This window comes from Floricoccus penangensis (genome assembly GCF_001832885.1).
Lineage (GTDB): Bacteria > Bacillota > Bacilli > Lactobacillales > Streptococcaceae > Floricoccus > Floricoccus penangensis.
Genome location: NZ_MKIQ01000028.1, coordinates 181766 through 201232 on the forward strand (window position 1 = coordinate 181766; position 19467 = coordinate 201232).

Annotated in this window: 26 protein-coding genes; 14 read left to right on the forward strand and 12 right to left on the reverse strand. The window is 32.0% G+C overall.

Features of this window, described 5'->3' with window-relative positions; all coding sequences use genetic code 11:
- Positions 1-49 precede the first annotated feature (49 nt).
- Genes BG262_RS07480 through BG262_RS07490 form a run of 3 tightly spaced genes read right to left on the reverse strand, consistent with a single transcriptional unit; the run spans position 50 to position 1103 of the window.
- Complete coding sequence (locus BG262_RS07480) at positions 50-487, reverse strand: ArpU family phage packaging/lysis transcriptional regulator (RefSeq protein ID WP_070788268.1); 438 nt, start codon at positions 485-487, stop codon at positions 50-52.
- A gap of 24 nt (positions 488-511) precedes the next feature.
- A complete protein-coding gene (locus tag BG262_RS07485) occupies positions 512-751 on the reverse strand; it encodes a hypothetical protein (RefSeq protein ID WP_070788269.1) in 240 nt (79 codons plus the stop codon).
- A gap of 46 nt (positions 752-797) precedes the next feature.
- On the reverse strand, positions 798-1103 hold the full coding sequence (locus BG262_RS07490; protein ID WP_070788270.1) for a hypothetical protein: 306 nt from the start codon (positions 1101-1103) through the stop codon (positions 798-800).
- 232 nt (positions 1104-1335) lie between these two features.
- Between BG262_RS07490 and BG262_RS07495 the strand changes: the two genes are divergently transcribed.
- Both BG262_RS07495 and BG262_RS07500 read left to right on the forward strand, forming a co-directional pair.
- Positions 1336-1680 (forward strand): helix-turn-helix domain-containing protein, encoded by a 345-nt coding sequence (locus BG262_RS07495; RefSeq protein WP_070788271.1) that lies wholly within the window; start codon positions 1336-1338, stop codon positions 1678-1680.
- Between the two features lie 74 nt (positions 1681-1754).
- Positions 1755-2144, forward strand: a complete 390-nt coding sequence (locus tag BG262_RS07500) for a M78 family metallopeptidase domain-containing protein (protein ID WP_070788272.1) — start codon at positions 1755-1757, stop codon at positions 2142-2144.
- A 79-nt stretch (positions 2145-2223) separates the two neighbouring features.
- Here BG262_RS07500 and nrdH read toward each other — a convergent pair whose 3' ends face one another.
- The 8 genes from nrdH to BG262_RS07540 all read right to left on the reverse strand — a co-directional run bounded on the left by nrdH (position 2224) and on the right by BG262_RS07540 (position 7761).
- Positions 2224-2442 carry a glutaredoxin-like protein NrdH gene (nrdH, locus tag BG262_RS07505; protein ID WP_070788273.1) on the reverse strand — a complete coding sequence of 73 codons (219 nt, stop codon included), beginning with the start codon at positions 2440-2442 and terminating at the stop codon, positions 2224-2226.
- A 304-nt stretch (positions 2443-2746) separates the two neighbouring features.
- Positions 2747-4375: a chaperonin GroEL gene (gene groL / locus BG262_RS07510; protein ID WP_070788274.1), complete on the reverse strand. Its 1629-nt coding sequence runs from the start codon at positions 4373-4375 to the stop codon at positions 2747-2749.
- A 55-nt stretch (positions 4376-4430) separates the two neighbouring features.
- Entirely contained in the window at positions 4431-4715 is a 285-nt protein-coding gene (groES, locus tag BG262_RS07515; RefSeq protein WP_070788275.1) for a co-chaperone GroES, read from the reverse strand.
- Between the two features lie 510 nt (positions 4716-5225).
- Positions 5226-5894, reverse strand: coding sequence for an HAD family hydrolase (locus tag BG262_RS07520; protein WP_070788276.1), 669 nt, complete (start codon positions 5892-5894; stop codon positions 5226-5228).
- A gap of 98 nt (positions 5895-5992) precedes the next feature.
- A complete protein-coding gene (locus BG262_RS07525; protein ID WP_070788277.1) occupies positions 5993-6382 on the reverse strand; it encodes a single-stranded DNA-binding protein in 390 nt (129 codons plus the stop codon).
- Between the two features lie 147 nt (positions 6383-6529).
- Entirely contained in the window at positions 6530-7114 is a 585-nt protein-coding gene (gene ytpR, locus BG262_RS07530) for a YtpR family tRNA-binding protein (protein WP_371827965.1), read from the reverse strand.
- A gap of 39 nt (positions 7115-7153) precedes the next feature.
- Positions 7154-7468 (reverse strand): thioredoxin family protein, encoded by a 315-nt coding sequence (locus BG262_RS07535; RefSeq protein WP_070788279.1) that lies wholly within the window; start codon positions 7466-7468, stop codon positions 7154-7156.
- The gene (locus BG262_RS07540; RefSeq protein ID WP_070788280.1) at positions 7465-7761 is read right to left on the reverse strand and encodes a hypothetical protein; all 297 of its coding nucleotides are present in this window, start codon (positions 7759-7761) and stop codon (positions 7465-7467) included. The genes BG262_RS07535 and BG262_RS07540 overlap by 4 nt, the downstream gene beginning before the upstream one ends.
- A gap of 212 nt (positions 7762-7973) precedes the next feature.
- On the opposite strand from BG262_RS07540, the gene pepA reads away from it, so the two are divergent.
- The 6 genes from pepA (at position 7974) to BG262_RS07565 (ending at position 13671) form a co-directional block, all read left to right on the forward strand.
- Entirely contained in the window at positions 7974-9044 is a 1071-nt protein-coding gene (gene pepA / locus BG262_RS07545) for a glutamyl aminopeptidase (protein ID WP_070788281.1), read from the forward strand.
- Between the two features lie 243 nt (positions 9045-9287).
- Positions 9288-9416, forward strand: a complete 129-nt coding sequence (locus BG262_RS10970; RefSeq protein WP_267887000.1) for a hypothetical protein — start codon at positions 9288-9290, stop codon at positions 9414-9416.
- A complete protein-coding gene (gene proC / locus BG262_RS07550) occupies positions 9413-10192 on the forward strand; it encodes a pyrroline-5-carboxylate reductase (protein WP_070788282.1) in 780 nt (259 codons plus the stop codon). Before BG262_RS10970 ends, proC begins: the two co-directional genes overlap by 4 nt.
- Before the next feature lie 334 nt (positions 10193-10526).
- Positions 10527-11849: a GHKL domain-containing protein gene (locus BG262_RS07555; RefSeq protein ID WP_070788283.1), complete on the forward strand. Its 1323-nt coding sequence runs from the start codon at positions 10527-10529 to the stop codon at positions 11847-11849.
- Positions 11842-12561, forward strand: a complete 720-nt coding sequence (locus BG262_RS07560; protein WP_070788284.1) for a LytR/AlgR family response regulator transcription factor — start codon at positions 11842-11844, stop codon at positions 12559-12561. Before BG262_RS07555 ends, BG262_RS07560 begins: the two co-directional genes overlap by 8 nt.
- Before the next feature lie 168 nt (positions 12562-12729).
- Complete coding sequence (locus tag BG262_RS07565) at positions 12730-13671, forward strand: S41 family peptidase (RefSeq protein WP_070788285.1); 942 nt, start codon at positions 12730-12732, stop codon at positions 13669-13671.
- A gap of 65 nt (positions 13672-13736) precedes the next feature.
- On the opposite strand, the gene pgtP is transcribed toward BG262_RS07565, so the two are convergent.
- Positions 13737-15086 carry a phosphoglycerate transporter protein PgtP gene (gene pgtP / locus BG262_RS07570; protein WP_070788286.1) on the reverse strand — a complete coding sequence of 450 codons (1350 nt, stop codon included), beginning with the start codon at positions 15084-15086 and terminating at the stop codon, positions 13737-13739.
- 257 nt (positions 15087-15343) lie between these two features.
- Between pgtP and BG262_RS07575 the strand changes: the two genes are divergently transcribed.
- From BG262_RS07575 to BG262_RS11005, 6 genes are all read left to right on the forward strand, one after another.
- Complete coding sequence (locus tag BG262_RS07575) at positions 15344-15736, forward strand: CidA/LrgA family protein (RefSeq protein ID WP_070788287.1); 393 nt, start codon at positions 15344-15346, stop codon at positions 15734-15736.
- Entirely contained in the window at positions 15732-16430 is a 699-nt protein-coding gene (locus BG262_RS07580) for an LrgB family protein (protein ID WP_083312950.1), read from the forward strand. Before BG262_RS07575 ends, BG262_RS07580 begins: the two co-directional genes overlap by 5 nt.
- Before the next feature lie 79 nt (positions 16431-16509).
- Entirely contained in the window at positions 16510-17589 is a 1080-nt protein-coding gene (locus BG262_RS07585) for a S66 family peptidase (protein ID WP_070788289.1), read from the forward strand.
- 12 nt (positions 17590-17601) lie between these two features.
- Entirely contained in the window at positions 17602-18831 is a 1230-nt protein-coding gene (locus tag BG262_RS07590; RefSeq protein WP_070788290.1) for an SNIPE associated domain-containing protein, read from the forward strand.
- A complete protein-coding gene (locus BG262_RS11000) occupies positions 18828-19085 on the forward strand; it encodes an RpiB/LacA/LacB family sugar-phosphate isomerase (protein ID WP_338061286.1) in 258 nt (85 codons plus the stop codon). The genes BG262_RS07590 and BG262_RS11000 overlap by 4 nt, the downstream gene beginning before the upstream one ends.
- A complete protein-coding gene (locus tag BG262_RS11005) occupies positions 19052-19414 on the forward strand; it encodes an RpiB/LacA/LacB family sugar-phosphate isomerase (protein WP_338061287.1) in 363 nt (120 codons plus the stop codon). The genes BG262_RS11000 and BG262_RS11005 overlap by 34 nt, the downstream gene beginning before the upstream one ends.
- The last annotated feature ends 53 nt before the right edge of the window (positions 19415-19467 follow it).

The following is a 19467-nucleotide window of genomic DNA, read 5'->3' on the forward strand; positions in this document are numbered from 1 at the left end:
TCTCTTTCTATAAACTTTTATCCCCATATTGTATCCCAAAAAAACCCTATCAAATACTAGAAGTCATTAATTCATAGTATTCTTTAATTAGTTGACCTTTACGATATGATTCAGCAAACATCATAAGCGCTTTACGCATCTTTCTATCATAATGACTTGATGAGTAGCCAATTTCAGTTTCGTAAAAACACCTTCCCTTGTCATCTTTTGTTTCTATATAGCGTAATTTCAACATATAATAGAAGGTTGGTTCAAAAGTCTTTACACTTTCTACAGCTCTTTCAATTTCTTCAATTTCTACACCGCAATCAATCCAAGATTCCCATAATTCATTATCGGCTTTACCTTTTACCCTCGGAATATCAGTGACTAATTTTGAATTTATTGAAGAGGGTTTCATTTGAATGTATCTTCTCTTTTTATCATGGTATGTTTTCAATAACTTTTTAGCAGATTTCGCAATTTCTTTTTCATTTATTTCAATCATCTTTAACCTCAATCTATTCTGTTATCACTTGTCTCTTCTTATCCAATTTTCACCATCAACAATGTATTCTACTTTATTTTTATTATCCCTTACTATTTCTATAAATCGGTTACTATCACCCAAAGGGACTACTTTCTCAATTTCAAATTCATTTTCAATAAGTACTTCCCTCCTATTACTTTTATGGATCATTAATAAAAACATAATCATGTTTAATATTATGAGTAACACTAATAAATACACAGCTTTTTTCTTATTTTTCATTTTCCATCCCCTTATTATCTAAATATACTAGTCTTGATTCATTAATTTAACTTTCTTCTTCAACGCAAGATAGAGTCAATTCAAATACCCTGTCTTGCTGTAAGTTTCTTTGAGCACTTCTATATTTTGCTCTATCACTTTTTGTTAAAATGCGACTTTCATCTCCTACTTCAATCCTATCACTACCCGGACTAGTTATCATTTTCCCATCATTATCAAAAATTTGTGGTATTAAATTTAAACTATTATCAATTACAATTTCATATGAATAGCCAAATGTATTACAAAGATTTTCAAAAATTTCCCACCTTACTTTTGATTTATTTTTTATTTTAATTGTTCTAAAAGTCATATTTATCTCCTAACATATATTCACTAAGAAACGAATTAATTATATGTTTCTCTTGACAAAAGAATATAATTATATACAATTGAATTAACAAAAAGGCAATGTTATGTGTTTTATAAACTTATCAATAAGTATTTTTCACCCAATATTTACTTAACAAAACAGATTATAGAATATAATTATATTCCAGTCAACGAAAAAATCTATAATATTATATACTTTTAGGAGAAGTCTTATGACCCTGTACGATAAAATACAGTCACTCGCTAAAAAAGAGCATGTGAGTTTAAAGACTCTCGCCCTTAATCTTGGATTTAGCGAAAATTATTTTTATATTATGAAAAGGCAAAATTCTAGACCTTCGCAAGATAAATTAGAAAAAATTGCTGATTACTTTCATATTTCCGTTGATTACCTTCTTGGGAGAACTGATAGTAGTACTTCAGAAAATGTAGAAAACGATCTCGAAGTAATGGTCAATAGTGCAATGAGCTTCGGTGGAAAACCCCTATCTGACAACGATCGTGAATTTGTAAAAAAAATGCTGCGTTTGCATTTAGAATCTAAAGAAAACAATTAATAACACTGTTTAGAGATATTCTTAGCTATCTCAATACAACACCCGGTCAACACACAAAACTAAGGATGTTTCATATGGATATTAAAGAAAAACTAAAAGAATTAGGAATTACAATTGTTTATACCTATGGTATTGATGCACCAGGGCTATATTTACCCGAAAATAGCACAATATACATTAATAACAACCTTATTGGAGTTGAAATTGAAAATGCTATCCTCCATGAGCTCGGTCACTATTTAAATCAGCACGATTTAACATCTCTATCATCAAGTCATCTCCACTTCAAACAAGAGGCAGAGGCTGATAAATATTGGATAAATGAAAGGGTCAAAGAATTTCTTTCCCTCTACGAGAATCCGCCCGAATATGTAGATATATATCGTTTTTTGAATGTCTACCATATAAAAAACTGTTACTACGATGTAGCTGAGGAATTATTCAAAGAATATTTAACCATTTAACAAAAATACCTCATAAAAGTTAGAATAACTCTAGCTTTTATAAGGTATTTATTTATTTAAATTTATGATTTATATTATTTTATAATTTCGCCAATTCAGCTGGTCTAAAACCAGAGAAAGCAATGCTATCATCTTTAGTGATAACTGGTAAAGCCATAAATCCCATAGATTTAATTTGATCTATAAATTCAGGATTTTCATCAACATTGATTTCTTTATATTGAATAACCTTGTCATTTAACCATTTTTTCACCATCTTACATTGCATGCAATTATCTTTAGAGAATACAGTTACCATAATAAAAAACTCCTAATATTTTTCTTTTCTTTTTTTGAATATGAAGTTATTTTAAACTTTTCCCAGTTAATTATCAAGCGAAAACATACCATATGTAGTGCTTATTACGAAAATAAAAACTATATATGGTGTAATCCCTTATAAATAGAGTCTTTTCAGCCGTGTATTTCAGTGTATTTTTTTATAAAAAAGACAAAAAACACAATATGTAGTGCTAAATATAGAAACAAACACTTCGTAAACACCGTATATTGTATAAAAGAAAACCCTTTGGATTGAAATCCAAAGGGTTTATTTTTATAAATTACATCATTCCACCCATCATAGATGGATCCATTCCCATTCCTGGCATTGGAGTTTCTGGTTCAGGTTTATTAGCAACAACTGCTTCTGTTGTTAAGATTAGGCTTGCAACTGATGCAGCATTTTGAAGTGCTGAACGAGTAACTTTTGCTGGATCAACAATACCAGCTTCAAGCATGTTAACCCATTCACCTGTTGCTGCATTAAATCCTTCATTTGCATCACTGTTTTTAAGTTTTTCAATTACTACACTACCTTCGTAACCAGCATTTGTAGCAATTTGACGAACTGGTTCTTCAAGCGCACGTACAACAATATTACGTCCTGTAGCTTCATCACCTTCAAGTTCAAGTTTTGCAACTTCTCCAATTACGTTAACAAGGGCAGTTCCACCACCTGAAACAATACCTTCCTCAACTGCAGCACGAGTTGCATTGAGTGCATCTTCAATACGAAGTTTCATTTCTTTAAGTTCAGTTTCTGTAGCTGCACCAACTTTGATTACAGCAACTCCACCTGATAATTTAGCAAGACGTTCTTGTAATTTTTCACGATCAAATTCGCTTGTTGTTTGTTCCATTTGCGAACGAATAACTGCTACACGGTTTGCAATTGCATCTTTAGAACCAGCTCCTTCAACAATAACTGTAGAATCTTTATCTACTGTTACCTTTGAAGCTGAACCAAGAGAATCAACTGTTGCATCTTTAAGTTCAAGACCTAAATCCTCAGTAATTACTGTACCACCTGTAAGAATTGCAATATCTTCAAGCATTGCTTTACGACGGTCACCAAATCCAGGCGCTTTAACTGCAACTACATTGAAAGTACCACGAATTTTATTTAATACTAATGTTGGAAGTGCTTCTCCATCAACATCATCAGCAATTATTAGTAATGGACGGTTTTGTTGAAGAATTTGTTCCAGTAAAGGAAGGATATCTTGGATGTTTGAAATCTTTTTGTCAGTAATTAAAATATATGGATTATCAAGATCAGCAACCATTTTTTCGTTATCAGTTACCATATATTGAGAAAGGTAACCACGATCAAACTGCATACCTTCAACTACTTCAAGTTCAGTATCCATTCCACGAGATTCTTCAATAGTAATTACACCATCTTTTCCAACACGTTCCATGGCTTCAGAAATGTACTCACCAACTTGTTCAGAACGGCTTGAAACACTAGCTACTTGAGCAATTTCTTCTTTACCATTTACTGGTTTTGCAATTTCTTTGATTGTTTCAACTGCCTTGGCTGTTGCTTTTTCAATACCACGACGAATACCAATTGGATTTGCTCCTGCAGTAACGTTTTTAAGACCTTCACGGACAATCGCTTGAGTTAAAACAGTCGCTGTAGTTGTACCATCTCCTGCAATATCATTTGTTTTTGATGCTACTTCTGAAACAAGTTTTGCACCCATATTTTCAAAATGATCTTCAAGTTCAATTTCTTTAGCAATAGTCACACCATCATTTGTAATTAAAGGTGATCCAAAACTTTTTTCGAGAACAACATTACGACCTTTTGGACCTAATGTTACTTTTACTGTATCTGCTAATATATCTACTCCACGTACCATTGCGCTACGTGCATCTGATGAAAATTTAATATCTTTTGCCATTTTATATATGCTCCTTTATTTTAACTAAATATTTTTATTGATTATTTAATATCATTTACTCAACAATAGCTAAAATTTCTGCTTCACGTACTATCAATAGTAGTTCATCATCAACTTTTACTTCAGTTCCTGCAAACTTTTCAAAGAATACTTTATCACCAACTTTTACTGACGGTTCAACCAAATCACCATTCAACGTGCGACTTCCTACACCAACGGCTACAACTTCTGCTACTTGTGGTTTTTCTTGTGCTGAGCTAGCAAGCACAATTCCACCTATATTTTTTTCTTCTTCTTTTTTTACACGTAAAACAATACGATCACCTAATGGTTTTAACATTATAGATAGACCTCCAATTTTTATTTTTTAGCACTCATCATTTACGAGTGCTAACTACTCTATTATTCTAATGCTTTAGTCAAAAATAGTCAAGAAAAAATGCTTAAAATTTATCAAAAAATAGCTGTAAATTATTTCAAATACCAATCAAAAAAATTATATCTTTTCACTAAAAAAGCCACCATTTTGAAGTACAGTGGCTTATTATAATTCAATTATAGTCGCTTAAAAATAGATTAATACATCGTTGCGAGTTATACTAATAAGCTAGCTTATTAAAGTATAATCGACATCGAAGCAAGGCGCAGTGACATATCTTGATGAATGCTAGTTCTATCATTTATTCGTCAATTCATCACCATAAGAACTATTTGCTTTAGCAATTTTTAAGTTCTATGGGCATCGTAGCGAAGTGCCTTGTTTTGTGACTTACACTATAAGCTGCTTATTTAAGTGTAATCGATAGCATAGTAAAACAAAGGTATTTCTATTTTAATCAAAAATAGTATTTTATTTTTTATCTTCAATAAAAGCTGGAACATCAGCGAGACTATCTAGAATAGCAATTGTTTTAGAACGTAATTCTTCGTCAGGTTGGATAAGATCAGGAATCATTATTACCGGAATACCAGCAGCATGTCCTGCAATTACACCATTGTTAGAGTCTTCAAGAATAAGTAAATTATCCATATCAATTCCTAATACTTCATGTGCCTTATTGAAAATTTCTGGATCGGGCTTAGCATTTTTCACATCTTCAACTGAAACAATGTTTGAAAAACGATCAAATAAATTATTCTTCTTCAAGAGATCTTCAATTATATCTTTATTATTACTTGAAGCAACAATTTTAGGAATATTATTTTCTTCTAAATATGAAAGCAGTTCTAATAATCCTGGTTTCATTTCAGCAACTCCACTTTTAAGATAATCTACCACTCGTTCATAAGAAAGCTTAATAAAATCATTTACTAAATCAGATCCAAACTCTTCATCATACATTTGATGATAAGTTGCCCAGATTTCACTATCTCCAACACCTAAGAATCGATTATAGACCTCAGCATCGTAAGGAATCCCTAATTCATCCGCGACTTCTTGACTTCCTCGGTAGTAGATACTTTCAGTATCAAAAATTAAACCATCCATATCAAAAATGACAGCTTTTATATTTTTCATGTTAACCCCTTTCTTATTGTTATTACTTACCTATTAAAACATTTTTAGTCAGGGCCTTCAATCTAAAAATAAAGTTCCAAATAATCAGGCTTTAAAATTTAAAAAGGCATTTCCTCTTCTTCAAGAATCAAATCGGTTGTATCATAATTATTTTCTCTTAAAGCCTGAGCTGCACGACTTTCGAGTAATTCAAATGCTGTGCAGAGAATTTCTGTTTGATAACGTTTTTGATCCTGTTTATCAGTATATGAACTTGTTCTTACTTCACCTTCAAGAGATAACAAGGCACCCTTTTTACCATATGAAGATAGAAGTTCAGCAAGTTTTCCCCAAGCAATAACAGAAATGAAGTCCGCTTCTTTTTCCCCTTCCGAATTTTTAAACTTTCGGTTAACAGCGACAATGAAACGAGTGAAATTTTTATCAGTTGGGGTTTTCTTTAATTTTGGTGTATCAGTTAAACGTCCAATTAGCATTGTTTTATTCATGAAAAATTTTTGAGAAAACTTATTTTTTATTTATGGATTCATCTATCTTATAATTTATCCATATTTTTAGTAGTCTTCCCTTCCTCCTACTTTTCTATACGAAAAAAGGTGAGATTTCTCTCACCTAAATTAAATAATATGCTTTTCTTATCCTTGCCAATGTTTAGCAGGATCAAATTTTTCTCCAACGACTGCATCAGAAGATAGTTCAATAATTCCACGTTTTTGAGGAGCATTTGGCAGTGCTAATTCGCGTGGGCTTGACATCATACCTGATGACGGAACACCACGAAGTTCACCATCAAAGATTAATGAACCATTTGGCATAATAGCTCCTGGAAGAGCTACAATTGTTTTTAAACCAACACGCGCATTAGGTGCTCCTGCTACGATTTGAACAGTTTCATCTTCAGAAATCTTAACTTGAGCAATATTCAAATGATCACTATCAGCATGGGGAACAAGTTCAACAATTTCTCCAACAACAAATTTAGGATCATTATCTTCTGGAATAACTTGATCAAATCCTGATTCAGAAATCAAAGAGTTAACTTGACTAAGTTCTTCACTTGAAATCTCAACTTGTCCATTTCCAACAATCTCAAATAATTTAGAAGCTTCAAAGATATTCCATGCTACTGTTTCTCCATTATCTTGACGGAAAACCTTAGCTACATTACCTTTGCGTTCAAAATCAAGGTCAGCACCTTTATTGTCAGCTACGATAAACATTAATACATCATTTAAATTTTGGTTATAAATTGCAATCACTTATTTTACCCCTGCTAAAAATTCATTTATTTCATTTTTTGTTTTTCTTAATTTATTTACTAAACGACCAGTTTCCTTACCATCTTCGGTAACTACAAAACTAGGTATACCCATAATACCCCACTCAATAGCAAGATCCATAAATTTATCTCGATCGATCTCAACAAAGGTAAATTCTGGGTTTTCCGCTTCAATTTCAGGCATAGATGGTTTTATAAAACGACAATCGCCACACCAATCAGCAGTAAAAAAGAAGACATTCTTCCCTTTTTCAACATATTCGGCGATTTCTTCATAGGAATTTGGAATTATCATAAAGGTTTCCTTCCTGTTTCTACTATTTCAAGAGTATCATCATCAACTTCAAACTCAATACTTTCAAGTTGACCATCCTCTTCCACAACCAAACCACCTTCAAAGACGTTGTCCCTTACAGGTTCTTCCATTAACCAAGAAGTTTTAATATTATCATTGCCTAGTTCTTCCTTGACATAACTAAGCAAAGTTCTCTGTCTTTTAGCCTCTTGACTTTGATAGAGCGCATAAAGTCCAGCACCTATTGCTAGTGTCGCAGTTAATCCGAGTCCTAATTTGTGAGAAGTTTTCATGCCTTACCTCCTAATTAATTTCCTTCCATACTATCAGATAATAAATATTTTAACATATTTTTAGCTTTCCTTATAGAAAAAAGAATGCTTATGAACAGAAGTCAATGTATTTTTTTTCTCAGATGTAAGCTCCTAACTCCTATATTGAATAGAAGAAATTTAGATGTTTTTTTGTTATTATTAGTAGTAAGAAATTGGAGGAAGTTTAAGAAATGGAACTATTTGATAAAATAAAAACTTTGACTGAACTACAAGCTGCACCTGGTTTTGAAGGTCCAGTTCGTGATTATTTGAAGAGGGAAATAAGCCCACTCGTTGACCGTGTTGAATTTGATGGTCTTGGCGGGATATTTGGAATTAAAGAAAATTCAGATGCCAATGCACCACGTATTATGGTTGCTGCTCATATGGATGAAGTTGCATTTATGCTATCTCGTATTGAGGAAGACGGCACTTTCCGTGTTGTTGGTCTTGGTGGTTGGAATCCCCTTGTTGTAAGCGGTCAACGTTTTACTTTGTATACTCGAGATGGTTCGCAAATTCCTGTCGTAACTGGCGGAGTTCCACCGCATCTTTTAAGAGGAGCAAATGGTCAAGCTAAGGTTCCAGCAATTGAAGATATTGTTTTTGATGCTGGATTTACTGATAAAGCTGAGGCTGAATCTTTTGGTATCCGTCCAGGAAATGTTATTATTCCACAAACCGAAACAATATTAACTGCTAACAAGAAAAATGTTATTTCAAAAGCATGGGATAACCGTTACGGTTGCCTAATGGTCACAGAACTTTTAAACAATCTTAAAGGTGAAAGCTTGCCAAATACTCTAATTGCTGGTGCTAATATTCAAGAAGAAGTTGGCCTTCGTGGTGCCCATGTGTCAACTACTAAATTTGATCCTGAACTTTTCTTCGCTGTAGATTGTTCTCCTGCTCAAGATACATTTGATAAAAATGCTGATGGGAAAATCGGCGAAGGTACTCTTCTTCGTATCTACGATCCAGGACATATCATGCTTAAAAACATGAAAGAGTTCCTTCTTGATACTGCAAGTGACGCTGGAATTAAAACTCAATACTATACTGCAAAAGGCGGAACTGACGCTGGGGCTGCTCATTTGAAAAATGATGGTGTCCCATCAACTACTATCGGGGTATGTGCACGCTATATCCATAGCCATCAAACAATCTTCAATCTGGATGATTTTGCACAAGCCCAAGCCTATCTTCAAGCAATCATTAAAAACCTTGACCGAGCAACAGTAGATACAATCAAAGGGTATTAATATAAAAGTGTTACGACTGTTTATAATTCTGACATAACCAAAGCGCACAGTTCATTAACTCCAAACGAAAGTTTGGAGCTGTGTGCTGCATTATGGAAGAAATATAGGAGTAAAAACTGGACAAAAGAAGTGCTAGAGTGACTGTTTAGACTTTAAGCACAAGAAAATTATACAGTTTATTAACTTCGATTGAAAAATCGAAGCTGTATAATTTTTTGTGGAAGAAAGTCTAGGAACGAAAGCATGACAAAACAAAAAAGCGTTACGACTGTTCATATTTCTGACAAAACCAAAGCGCACTGTACATTAATTCCAAATATAGGAAAAATAACAATTCAACTTTCTATAGAAAGAGAAGTAAAAAATATATGAAAATAGGTTTTATTGGTGCCGGAAAAATGGCACAAGCAATCATATCAGGACTTGATAAGGAAAAGTTTGAAGTATATATTTCAAGCCGTGATTTTGAAAAAACAAGTATAATTGCTAAAAATCTTGGTGTTAACCAAGCTAAAGATAATATTGAATTAGCTAAATCTGTTGATGTTGTAATTATGAGTGTTAAACCACAAGTCATGCCTAAAGTTTTAACAGAAGTTAAAGACTACCTTAAAGGAAAACTAATGCTTTCAATTGCTGCTGGTTTAACTTTAGAAAACCTGGCTGGCTTAACAAGTAAGCAACTAGAAATTGTTCGTATTATGCCAAATATCAATGCTACTATTAAAGAATCTACTACTGCTATTTGTCCAAATGAATTAGTAGCAGATACTAATCTTGAGATTGCTAAAGAGATTTTTTCTTCTATTGGACAAATCTTCCAGATTGAAGAAAAAGACTTCTCTACATTCTCTGCTATTGCTGGATCAAGTCCTGCCTTCATTTACATCTTTATTGATGCCCTTAGCCGCGCAGGTGTTCTTCACGGTATGCCTAAAGACTTGGCAACTGAAATTGTTGCTTCAACAGTAAGTGCATCTGCAAATATGCTTGCTCAATCAGGAGAAAATCCTTGGTCACTTGTTGATAAGGTATCAAGCCCTGGTGGAACAACTGTTGAAGGTGTTGTTAGCTTGGAAGAGAATAGATTTGTTGCTTCAGTAATTGATGCAGTAACAAAAACAATTGAAAAAGATAAAAGATTATAAAATAATGCGAATCTAACACACATCCAATTTTGGTTGTCATAGGTTCGTTTTTTCTTAAATTTAAATCTCCATTATCTAATTCCTACCGCAAATTTCATGTATACTTTATAATTTTTCAGAGATTTTTATTATATTTTTACAAATATATTCGTCTAAATTTCAATTTTTCTTTAACGCTTACGAAATGTTTTTGTAATATTATTGACACAATACGCAATAAATAGTAATATTTTGTGTAGAAGAATATTTAAACATTCAACATTCCTAGATTTAGAAAGTTTAAATATTAATTATACAGAAAAATAAAAAATTTCATCTGAAGTCAGGAATAATTATGTTAATCAACCTATGGATGAGCTATCTTGAGATTCTCATTATAATTTTCGCTTTTATTTTCTTAATATACAAGAAAAATAATTGGAAACTTAATCTTGCTAATGTTTCAATCTTACTTGCATTATTCATTTTAATTTATATAGCTGGCATCCATCCATCAGTTGCTACTTTTTTAGTCGTTTTATTTCTCTTTTTTATTTCAATTTATGAGAGAATATCGCAAATCTTTTTCACCATATCTATTCCCGTCGTCACATCGCAGACAATTATCAATTGTACCCCAAAGTTAGATTTTTGGATCTTTGATGATTCTATGCAAGAAAATGTCAGAATTCTTCTCATTATTTCAGGTATTTTTGTAATAATTTTCCTTATAACTTTTCTTGCAAGGAGACTTATATATAAATATCCAAGTAGTAGAATTCTTGCTAGCATTGGATGTATTGGATTTCTAATCGGTGCATGTATTTACATCAGAGATTTAGTTGAGTACTTTCACCTTTACGCAAGATTTTTCAATACACAAGGCACTTTTTTTGTTGAAATACTATTTACAATTATATTGAGTTTAGCACTTGTTTTGGTAATTGCCTTTTATGCCTATAAACGAAATCAAGAACTCATGTCTGAAAATAAAAGAAAAGATATTGAAAATGAAATATCTACAATTTATGTTGAACAAATTCAAAGACAATATCAAGATGTTAGGAATTTTAAGCATGACTATGTAAATATTCTTCTTTCAATGGAACTTTATATGGACGAAGGAAATATGGATAATCTTAAGGAGTATTTTTATAAAGAAATTGCACCAACTAAAGAGATTACTGATATAAATAGAATTGGCTTTCAAAGTCTTAATAATATTCAATCAATGGAAATTAGGGGAATCTTTATTAACAAATTAAGAAATGTTAATGATAAAATAAAAATTCATATAGATATACCTGAAAATGTTCTTCCTCAAAATATTAATAATTCTGTAAATCTAGTTAGAATCATCGGTATTATACTTGATAATGCTCTAGAGGAATTAAGTTCTCTTATTGAAAATGGAAAACCTGGACAATTAAACATTGCTATTTTCCCTCTAGAAAAACGAGCCGTAATTGTTATTGAAAACTCTATGGCTGAAGAAAGAAAAGACATTTCGCATATAAATGAGAAGGGTATTTCATCGAAAGGAGAAAATAGAGGACTTGGGCTATACAATATTCAAAGTATTGTTAAATCCTCATATAATATTGATTTAGCAACTAGCACTGAAAACTATAAATTTAGGCAGAAATTATCTGTGAAAGGAGGTACAATTAATGATTGATATTATTATTTGTGAAGATAATCCTGTTCAAAGAAAATTCATTCAGAACAGCATTGAAAATTATTTGATTGATCAAGATGTCAATGCTTACATAAAAGTTTCTACTGATGATCCAGATGAAGTCTTCCAATTTGTTAAAAATAATAATAATTACCCTAAAATATACTTTTTAGATATTAATCTAAATCAAGATATCAATGGAATTGAATTAGCTACCAAAATTAGGGATCTTGATACTACTGGTAAAATCATCTTCATCACTACTGAAGGACAAATGCTCCCATTAACGTTTGAATATATGCTAGAAGCGACTGACTTCATTGAAAAGTCTACTCCGGAAAATATACGTAATCGGATTCAAAAGGTTTTATCTTGTATTTTCAAAAGGTTAAATTCAGTTGAAGACAAAATGATTGATATAAAAATTGGTGCTGAGATTAAATTTATTCCACTTAAACAAATTATGTTCTTTGAAACTTCACCCATATCTCACAAGCTAATTTTAAATTTAACTAATGATAAAATTGAGTTTTACGGGAAGCTCAAAAATATAATCAACTTGTCGGATGATTTCATAAAAGTTCACTCTTCTTTTGTAGTTAATAAAAATAGTATTTCAAGTATTGATTATAAAAATTTTGAAATCAACTTCATTAATGGCCAAAAATGTTTCGCCTCAAGAAGATTTATTAAAAATTTAAAGCAAATATAGATTTAAAACATTGTAGTAATTTATGCTGCAGTGTTTTATTAATTTGTAAATATATTAAATACATATAGAGTTTTTCTCAAAATTAATTTTTCATAAAATATCTTTCTTACAAAACTGTAAGTTAGTTTCTTCCTATTTAATTTATAATTATTTTAAGAGAGGGAACATATGAAAAAACTAAAAAAACTTTTAATTACATTGACGGTTTCTATGACTGCATTATTCGGCATATTATATCTATTCGGTCCTAAATTCAATCTATACTTATCACCTCCTTCTCCGGAAAAATACGGAAAAATTGCTCTTAACAATATGGACGACGGTCTATTTGCGGAAGGCAATAGATGGAAAGAAGCAAAAGAAATTGCAAAGAAAGAATTAAAAGGAGTAAAATCATATGATGACACTCAACCAATTTTAGAAAAAGCAATTAAGGTAGCAGGTGGTAAACATTCATTTTTCGATACTACTACTGGACTCGAGAGTTCAAAAGTAACACTTCCTACAAGCAAAACAGAAAATAACACTTTAATTATTACTATTCCAGAGTTCATATCACCTGACAAAAAAGAACAGGCGAAATATTCGAATATTATTAGAGAAGCAATTGAAAATAATGAATATAACTCAGTAATTTTGGATTTTCGAAATAATACCGGTGGAAATATGTGGCCGATGATTGATGGACTAAGCCCTTTACTACCAAACAAAAAATTACTTTCATTTATATCACGTAAAGGGGCTGAGGAAAATCTTACATTATCTAAAAACTCTATAATTAATGGCAAAGAAGTCCAAAAGATATCAGAAAGTAAAAAAATAGTTGATAAACCAATTGCAATACTGATTAATGACCATACTGCTAGCTCTGGCGAGATTGTGAGCCTGTGTTTTAAGTCATTAAAAAATGTTAAATACTACGGGGGAGATTCCGCAGCATATACTACCTCTAATATGCAATATTGTTTGTATGGCGGTAGATTTATGTTCTTAACCACTCAAAAAATTAAAGATGACACTGGTCATATTTATGAAAATACTCCAATAGAACCTGATGTAAGAACTAATGATGCTTTAAATGAAGCCTTGAAAGAGTTAAATAAAATATAGATAAGTAACTTTTAAAAAAAATAAATTCGAACTCTTAATTATTTTAGAAGTTCGAATTTTTTTTATTATTTTTTAATTACTTCTTGTCCACGTAAGTTCCATGTTAATGAGAACAAAGCTGCTGCGATTATACATGACGCTATGATTGCTGTAAAACCTGCATCCCATCCCATGTTATCTACTATTACTCCCATTGCTGCGTTGGCAGCTACTGATCCAAATAAGTATCCAAATAGTCCTGTCAATCCTGCTGCTGTTCCGGCAGCTTTTTTAGGTACTGAGTCTAAAGCTTGTAGTCCGATTAACATTACAGGCCCATAAATTAAGAAACCTGTCATAAATAAACCAATATTTACAAACGTCATACTTGGTGCCTTCCAATACATAAATACAAAGACACTAACTAGAAGCATGAGACAGAAACCAGCTGGTCCACGACGACCTTTAAACACCTTATCAGAAAACCATCCAGCAAAAATTGTTCCTGGAATTCCTGCAAGTTCATAAAGTGCATATGAATGAGATGTTGCTGTTAGAGGAAGATTTTTAACCTCAAATAAATATGTTGGTGACCAGTTACCTATTCCATATCTAACAAAATAAACAAAAATATTTGCAAATGAAATTATCCAAATCCATTTGTTTTTTAATACATATGTAAATAAAATTTCTTTTACAGTAAATTCTTCTTCGTAAGTCACATGATCACTATTTGCAAAATCATCTTTATACTCTTCGATTGCTGGAAGTCCTTGTGACTCCGGTGTATCTCGAATTAGTAAATAAGAAATCAAAGCTACTACAAGAGCTGCGAGAGCTGGAAAAATAAAAGCTCCAGTATAGTCTTTCATTCCTGTGAAATGAACACCAATAAAGGTAATCCCCGCTGCAGCAAGTGGTGCCATTATTGCTCCACCCACATTATGAGCTGTGTTCCAAACGGATGTCCACATACCACGCTCTGAAATAGAATACCAATGTGTCAAAACCCTTCCACATGGTGGCCATCCCATTCCACCAAACCATCCAACTAAAAAGAGAAGTACAAACATAGCTGTAACTGATTCAGTCGCGGCAGGAACAAATCCAAAAATTAAATTAACAATTGCCGTCAAGACCAGTCCTAAGGGTAAAAAGATTCTTGCATTACTCCTGTCAGACAGAATAGCCATGAAAAACTTACTAAAGCCATATGCAATTGATACAGCTGAGAATGCCCAACCAAGCTGGGCTTTTGTAAATCCCTGTTCAATAAGCTTTGGGATAGCGATTGAAAAATTATTTCTAACAAGATAATATCCTGCATAACCAATAAATATACCTATAAATACTTGTAAGCGTAATTTTTTATAAGTAGGATCAACCTTTTCTGCAGAAACCAATGTCTTTGCCTTTGGTGGTTTTAAAAAACTCATAATAAACTCCTCCTTTTTCTATAATCACATTATACTCCGAAAACGCTTACTTTTAAATAGGATTTGTGAATTTTATATATTATTTATTGGTATATTCCAATTTTACAAACACTTATATTTGTGAAATTTTCACAAAACCTTGCATGTTTTATTTACATATTTTTAATTAGAATAATTAAAAAACCTATATATGATTGAAAATATATTTACAAAGGTCTATGATAAAAATAGTTTATTTTTTAAACAAGGGAGATTTTATGAAAATATACTTTCAAATACTTATAATTTTTGCTTTTTCATTTATTGGCGATAGCATTTCAAATGTTTTTAACTTACCAATTCCTGGTAGCATTATTGGTATGATTTTTCTTTTTCTAGCTCTTCAATTTAAGATTATCAAGACTGAGCACATTGATGTAGTCGGAGACTTTTTAATCAATAATATGACCATTTTATTTTTACCAGCTGGTGTTGGAATTATGGCTAAATGGGGTTTAATTTCAAAATACTGGATTCAAATATCCTTCATAGTTATCTTAGCTTTGATAATTAATATTTTTCTCCTCGGACGTATTGTACAGTTTATAAAGAACAAATATGAAGGAGATTATGTGCCTAAGAATGATCAGGGAGGTGAAATCAATGATTGATACTATTACTTCTACTCCACTTTTTGGAATTTCTCTAACTATTTTTGTCTTTATTGTAGCTGTGAGGATAAATGAGTTTAAGCCTAGGGCTTGGACCAGTCCTCTTTTGGTCTCAACAATAATTATTATCGCTATTCTTTTAATTTTTAAGATACCTTACAAAAATTACTATAAAGGTGGCTCAATCCTAACTGATCTTATTGGTCCATCTACCGTGGCACTTGGAATTCCTTTATATAAAACCTTTCATCTACTAAAACATCATATTAGATCAATTCTTATAAGTATTGGTGTTGCGGCTATTGTAAATACCAGTCTAACTGCCATTCTTCTTAAATTGTTTGGACTACCCAAGCTTGCCAGTTTATCTCTTTTCCCAAAATCTGTAACTACTGCTATGGCCATGGGAATTACTGAAAAGATTCATGGTATTACTACAATTACGATTGTGGTGGTTGTAGCAACTGGTATATTGACCAGCGCCATTGGTCTGCCTCTTCTCAAACTTTTTAAGATTACAGACCCAGTTGCTCAAGGAATAGCTCTTGGTGGAACTGGTCACGCTGTCGGAACAGGAACTGCAATCGAACTCGGTAAAGTTCAAGGTGCTATGGGAGCTTTAGCCATTGGGATAACTGGTATTATGTATGTAATATTCGTCCCCCTAGCTGCACATTTGATATTAGGATATTAATCTAGGAAAACCTAGGTTTTTTTATTTTATAATCTTACTTTTGTGTTATAATTATTAAAATTTATAAGGAGGTTAAAAGATGATTAAAGCAAAAAGATTAAAACAAGGCGATAAGGTTGCTATTGTTAGCCTATCTAGTGGACTACTGGGAGAGGACTTCGTCAAGCACAATTTGGAGCTTGGGACAAAGCGACTCAAAGATTTCGGTCTAGAACCTGTTTTTATGCCCAATAGCCTGAAAGGAATCAAGTATCTGAAAGAACATCCTGAAGCGCGTGCACAAGACTTGAAAGATGCTTTCGCTGATAATTCAATCAAAGGTATAATCTGCGCTATCGGCGGTGATGATACCTATCGTCTTCTACCTTACTTATTAGAGGACAAAACTTTCATTGAAAATGTCAAAAATCACCCCAAACTTTTCACTGGATACTCTGATACGACAGTCAACCACCTCATGTTCCACAACCTAGGATTAACAACCTATTATGGTCCATCATTCATAACTGACCTAGGCGAAATGGCATCGGACATGCTTCCCTACAATAAAGAGTATTTTCTCAAATATATTGAGGGAAATGGCACTTTAGATACAATAAAATCAAGTCCAATTTGGTATGAAGAAAGAACAGATTTTTCTGAAAGTGCATTGGGAACTGATAGAGCTAGCCATCCAGATACAAAAGGATTTGAACTTTTACAAGGAGATGCTGTCTTTTCAGGAAAACTTCTTGGTGGATGTCTTGAAAGTTTAGGGGACGTTTTAGGTGGACAAAGATATTCTGATGAAGTTAAAGTCTGTGCTAAATACAATCTTTTTCCACAAAAGGACTCATGGGAGGGCAAAATACTTTTCATTGAAACCTGCGAAGAGAGAATTTCTCCAAAGGAGTTCGCTCAAAACCTAAACTATTTGAAAGAAAAGGGAGTTTTTGAGGAAATTAATGGAATTATTGTTGGTAAACCACAAGATGAAGTTTATTATCAAGAATATAGAGATGAACTTATCAAAGTCATTGATAATCCAGATATTCCAATTGTCTACAATGTTAATTTTGGTCATGCAAATCCACGTTGCGTATTACCTTACGGGATAGAATGTCAAGTTGACACCGAAAATAATGAAATAAGATTTACTGAAAATGCTTTTGGTGAATAATAAGGAGCTGGTTTGAGTATATTAGATACATTTAGGGGAAGTTTTTATAAAACAAAACTTTACGAATTAGAGAAAAAATATAAAGACTTAGAAGCCATTCACCTTACTGTTGAACAAAGTGAAAATATTCAATTAAAAGAAGAGATTCGTGAGCTTCAACATAAAATAAGTCTGTTAGAAAATAAGAATATCGAAGTTTCCCAGTTGTTGGAGCAGACAGAGGACAAATTGAATATAGAATTAGCAGTATTTGATGATTTTTCAGAAGATAAGTCATTGCCCTTTGATTTAGAAAATGAAATCAATAAAGTTAGACAAAAAGAGTACTCGATGATTGAAAAAAAGAATGCTGTCATCGGTAAAAAAAGAAAAGAACATGGAACTCTAGCAACTCAACTAATACGCTCTTTCAATCTGGAATGTGAATTTGCATTTTCAAAACTTATAAACGGTAATATTTTGAATATAGATAGTCGTATTCAAAGCTCATATCATCATCTTAATGACTTAAATAAAGAAAATTATATCTCTATTAACTCCAAATATCTTGATTTAAAACGAAAAGAATTGCATCTTTTGTATGAAAAAATCAAAAGACGAGAGGAAGAGAAAGAAGAACTAAGACTTCAAAAAGAACGTGAACGTGAGAAAAATGTTTTAATTCAGGATGTAAAAAAACGGAAAAATATATTAAGAAAAGAATTAGATTTATTAGAAAAAAAATATCTGAAAGAATTAGAAAATCTTCCAAAAGTTGAAGATACAATTGAAATGTATGACTTTTTAGAAGTTTTAGATCAAAAGAAGGAGAATATTGAAGATAAAAAAAGAGAGTTATCAGAGCTAACTCACAGGCGAATACATCCAGATGCTGGTTACGTATATATCGTTAAAAATCCGAAATCTTTTGGTCCAGATATCTATAAAATTGGAGCTACTCGAAGAATTGATCCTATGGATCGAGTAAAAGAACTTAATACCCCTTCTATTCCTTTTGACTATGAAACTTACTGCTTAATTTTTTCTTATGATGTTTATGATCTAAAGAATAGAATTCATACAAATTTTGAAAATTATAAAATGAATCAAGAAAATAAGCGTAAAGATTTCTTCAACATTCCTCTTTCTGTTTTAGAAAATGGATTAAAGAAATATTTAAATGATGCTGAGATTACTAAATCTGAAAAAGAACATACTGATTCCAATGAAAAAATTCTTAATGACGGAGAAGATAAATTATGAAGGTTGCTGTAATTCAAGCATCAACTCAAGTTTCTAAAAATCAGATTATCTTTGAGGAGACACAGAAAGTAGCTTTAAATCTAGGACACGAAGTTATTAACTTCGGTCTTTGTGAAGATAGTCCGAATATGTCTTATATTCAAGTCTCGCTTGCTGTGGCACTTTTATTAAATTCTCAGGCTGTTGACTTTGTCATTACTGGTGCAGTAGTGGAAACGGTATGGCTATTGCTTGTAACGCTCTACCAAATGTGATATGTGGTTATCTCCCCACTTTTACTGACGCTTTCCTTTTTGGAAGAATAAATAATGGCAACTGTGCATCACTTCCTCTAGGACTCAACTATGGATGGGCAGGAGAATTAAATATTCGTTTTATTTTGGAAAAACTTTTTGAAGGAGACTTTAATACTGGATACCCCAGTGAGTCTGCTACAAGAAAAAAAGCAGATGCAAATCTATTTTTAAAAATTAAAGAAATTGCACAAAAAGACATTATTGATATCTTTAAAGAAATAGGTGATAGTACTACAAAAGTAATTTTTGAGGATGAGTTTTTGATGAACTATATCCTAGAAAAATGAAAAATCTTAAAATATAAACGACTATATAAAAAGAAAAATTTGACCCTTTCTTA

Coding starts and splice junctions, on each gene's coding strand:
- BG262_RS07555 (WP_070788283.1), top strand. CDS start 10,527: ATGTTAATCAACCTATGGATGAGCTATCTTGAGATTCTCATTATAATT.
- ytpR (WP_371827965.1), bottom strand. CDS start 7,114: ATGTTTATCGTAGCTGACAATAAAGGTGCTGACCTTGATTTTGAACGC.
- groES (WP_070788275.1), bottom strand. CDS start 4,715: ATGTTAAAACCATTAGGTGATCGTATTGTTTTACGTGTAAAAAAAGAA.
- BG262_RS07490 (WP_070788270.1), bottom strand. CDS start 1,103: ATGACTTTTAGAACAATTAAAATAAAAAATAAATCAAAAGTAAGGTGG.
- nrdH (WP_070788273.1), bottom strand. CDS start 2,442: ATGGTAACTGTATTCTCTAAAGATAATTGCATGCAATGTAAGATGGTG.
- BG262_RS11005 (WP_338061287.1), top strand. CDS start 19,052: ATGGCTATTGCTTGTAACGCTCTACCAAATGTGATATGTGGTTATCTC.
- BG262_RS11000 (WP_338061286.1), top strand. CDS start 18,828: ATGAAGGTTGCTGTAATTCAAGCATCAACTCAAGTTTCTAAAAATCAG.
- BG262_RS07565 (WP_070788285.1), top strand. CDS start 12,730: ATGAAAAAACTAAAAAAACTTTTAATTACATTGACGGTTTCTATGACT.
- BG262_RS07485 (WP_070788269.1), bottom strand. CDS start 751: ATGAAAAATAAGAAAAAAGCTGTGTATTTATTAGTGTTACTCATAATA.
- BG262_RS07560 (WP_070788284.1), top strand. CDS start 11,842: ATGATTGATATTATTATTTGTGAAGATAATCCTGTTCAAAGAAAATTC.
- BG262_RS07525 (WP_070788277.1), bottom strand. CDS start 6,382: ATGAATAAAACAATGCTAATTGGACGTTTAACTGATACACCAAAATTA.
- BG262_RS07585 (WP_070788289.1), top strand. CDS start 16,510: ATGATTAAAGCAAAAAGATTAAAACAAGGCGATAAGGTTGCTATTGTT.
- BG262_RS07540 (WP_070788280.1), bottom strand. CDS start 7,761: ATGAAAACTTCTCACAAATTAGGACTCGGATTAACTGCGACACTAGCA.
- BG262_RS10970 (WP_267887000.1), top strand. CDS start 9,288: ATGACAAAACAAAAAAGCGTTACGACTGTTCATATTTCTGACAAAACC.
- BG262_RS07520 (WP_070788276.1), bottom strand. CDS start 5,894: ATGAAAAATATAAAAGCTGTCATTTTTGATATGGATGGTTTAATTTTT.
- BG262_RS07535 (WP_070788279.1), bottom strand. CDS start 7,468: ATGATAATTCCAAATTCCTATGAAGAAATCGCCGAATATGTTGAAAAA.
- proC (WP_070788282.1), top strand. CDS start 9,413: ATGAAAATAGGTTTTATTGGTGCCGGAAAAATGGCACAAGCAATCATA.
- BG262_RS07495 (WP_070788271.1), top strand. CDS start 1,336: ATGACCCTGTACGATAAAATACAGTCACTCGCTAAAAAAGAGCATGTG.
- BG262_RS07480 (WP_070788268.1), bottom strand. CDS start 487: ATGATTGAAATAAATGAAAAAGAAATTGCGAAATCTGCTAAAAAGTTA.
- BG262_RS07575 (WP_070788287.1), top strand. CDS start 15,344: ATGAAAATATACTTTCAAATACTTATAATTTTTGCTTTTTCATTTATT.
- BG262_RS07500 (WP_070788272.1), top strand. CDS start 1,755: ATGGATATTAAAGAAAAACTAAAAGAATTAGGAATTACAATTGTTTAT.
- pgtP (WP_070788286.1), bottom strand. CDS start 15,086: ATGAGTTTTTTAAAACCACCAAAGGCAAAGACATTGGTTTCTGCAGAA.
- groL (WP_070788274.1), bottom strand. CDS start 4,375: ATGGCAAAAGATATTAAATTTTCATCAGATGCACGTAGCGCAATGGTA.
- pepA (WP_070788281.1), top strand. CDS start 7,974: ATGGAACTATTTGATAAAATAAAAACTTTGACTGAACTACAAGCTGCA.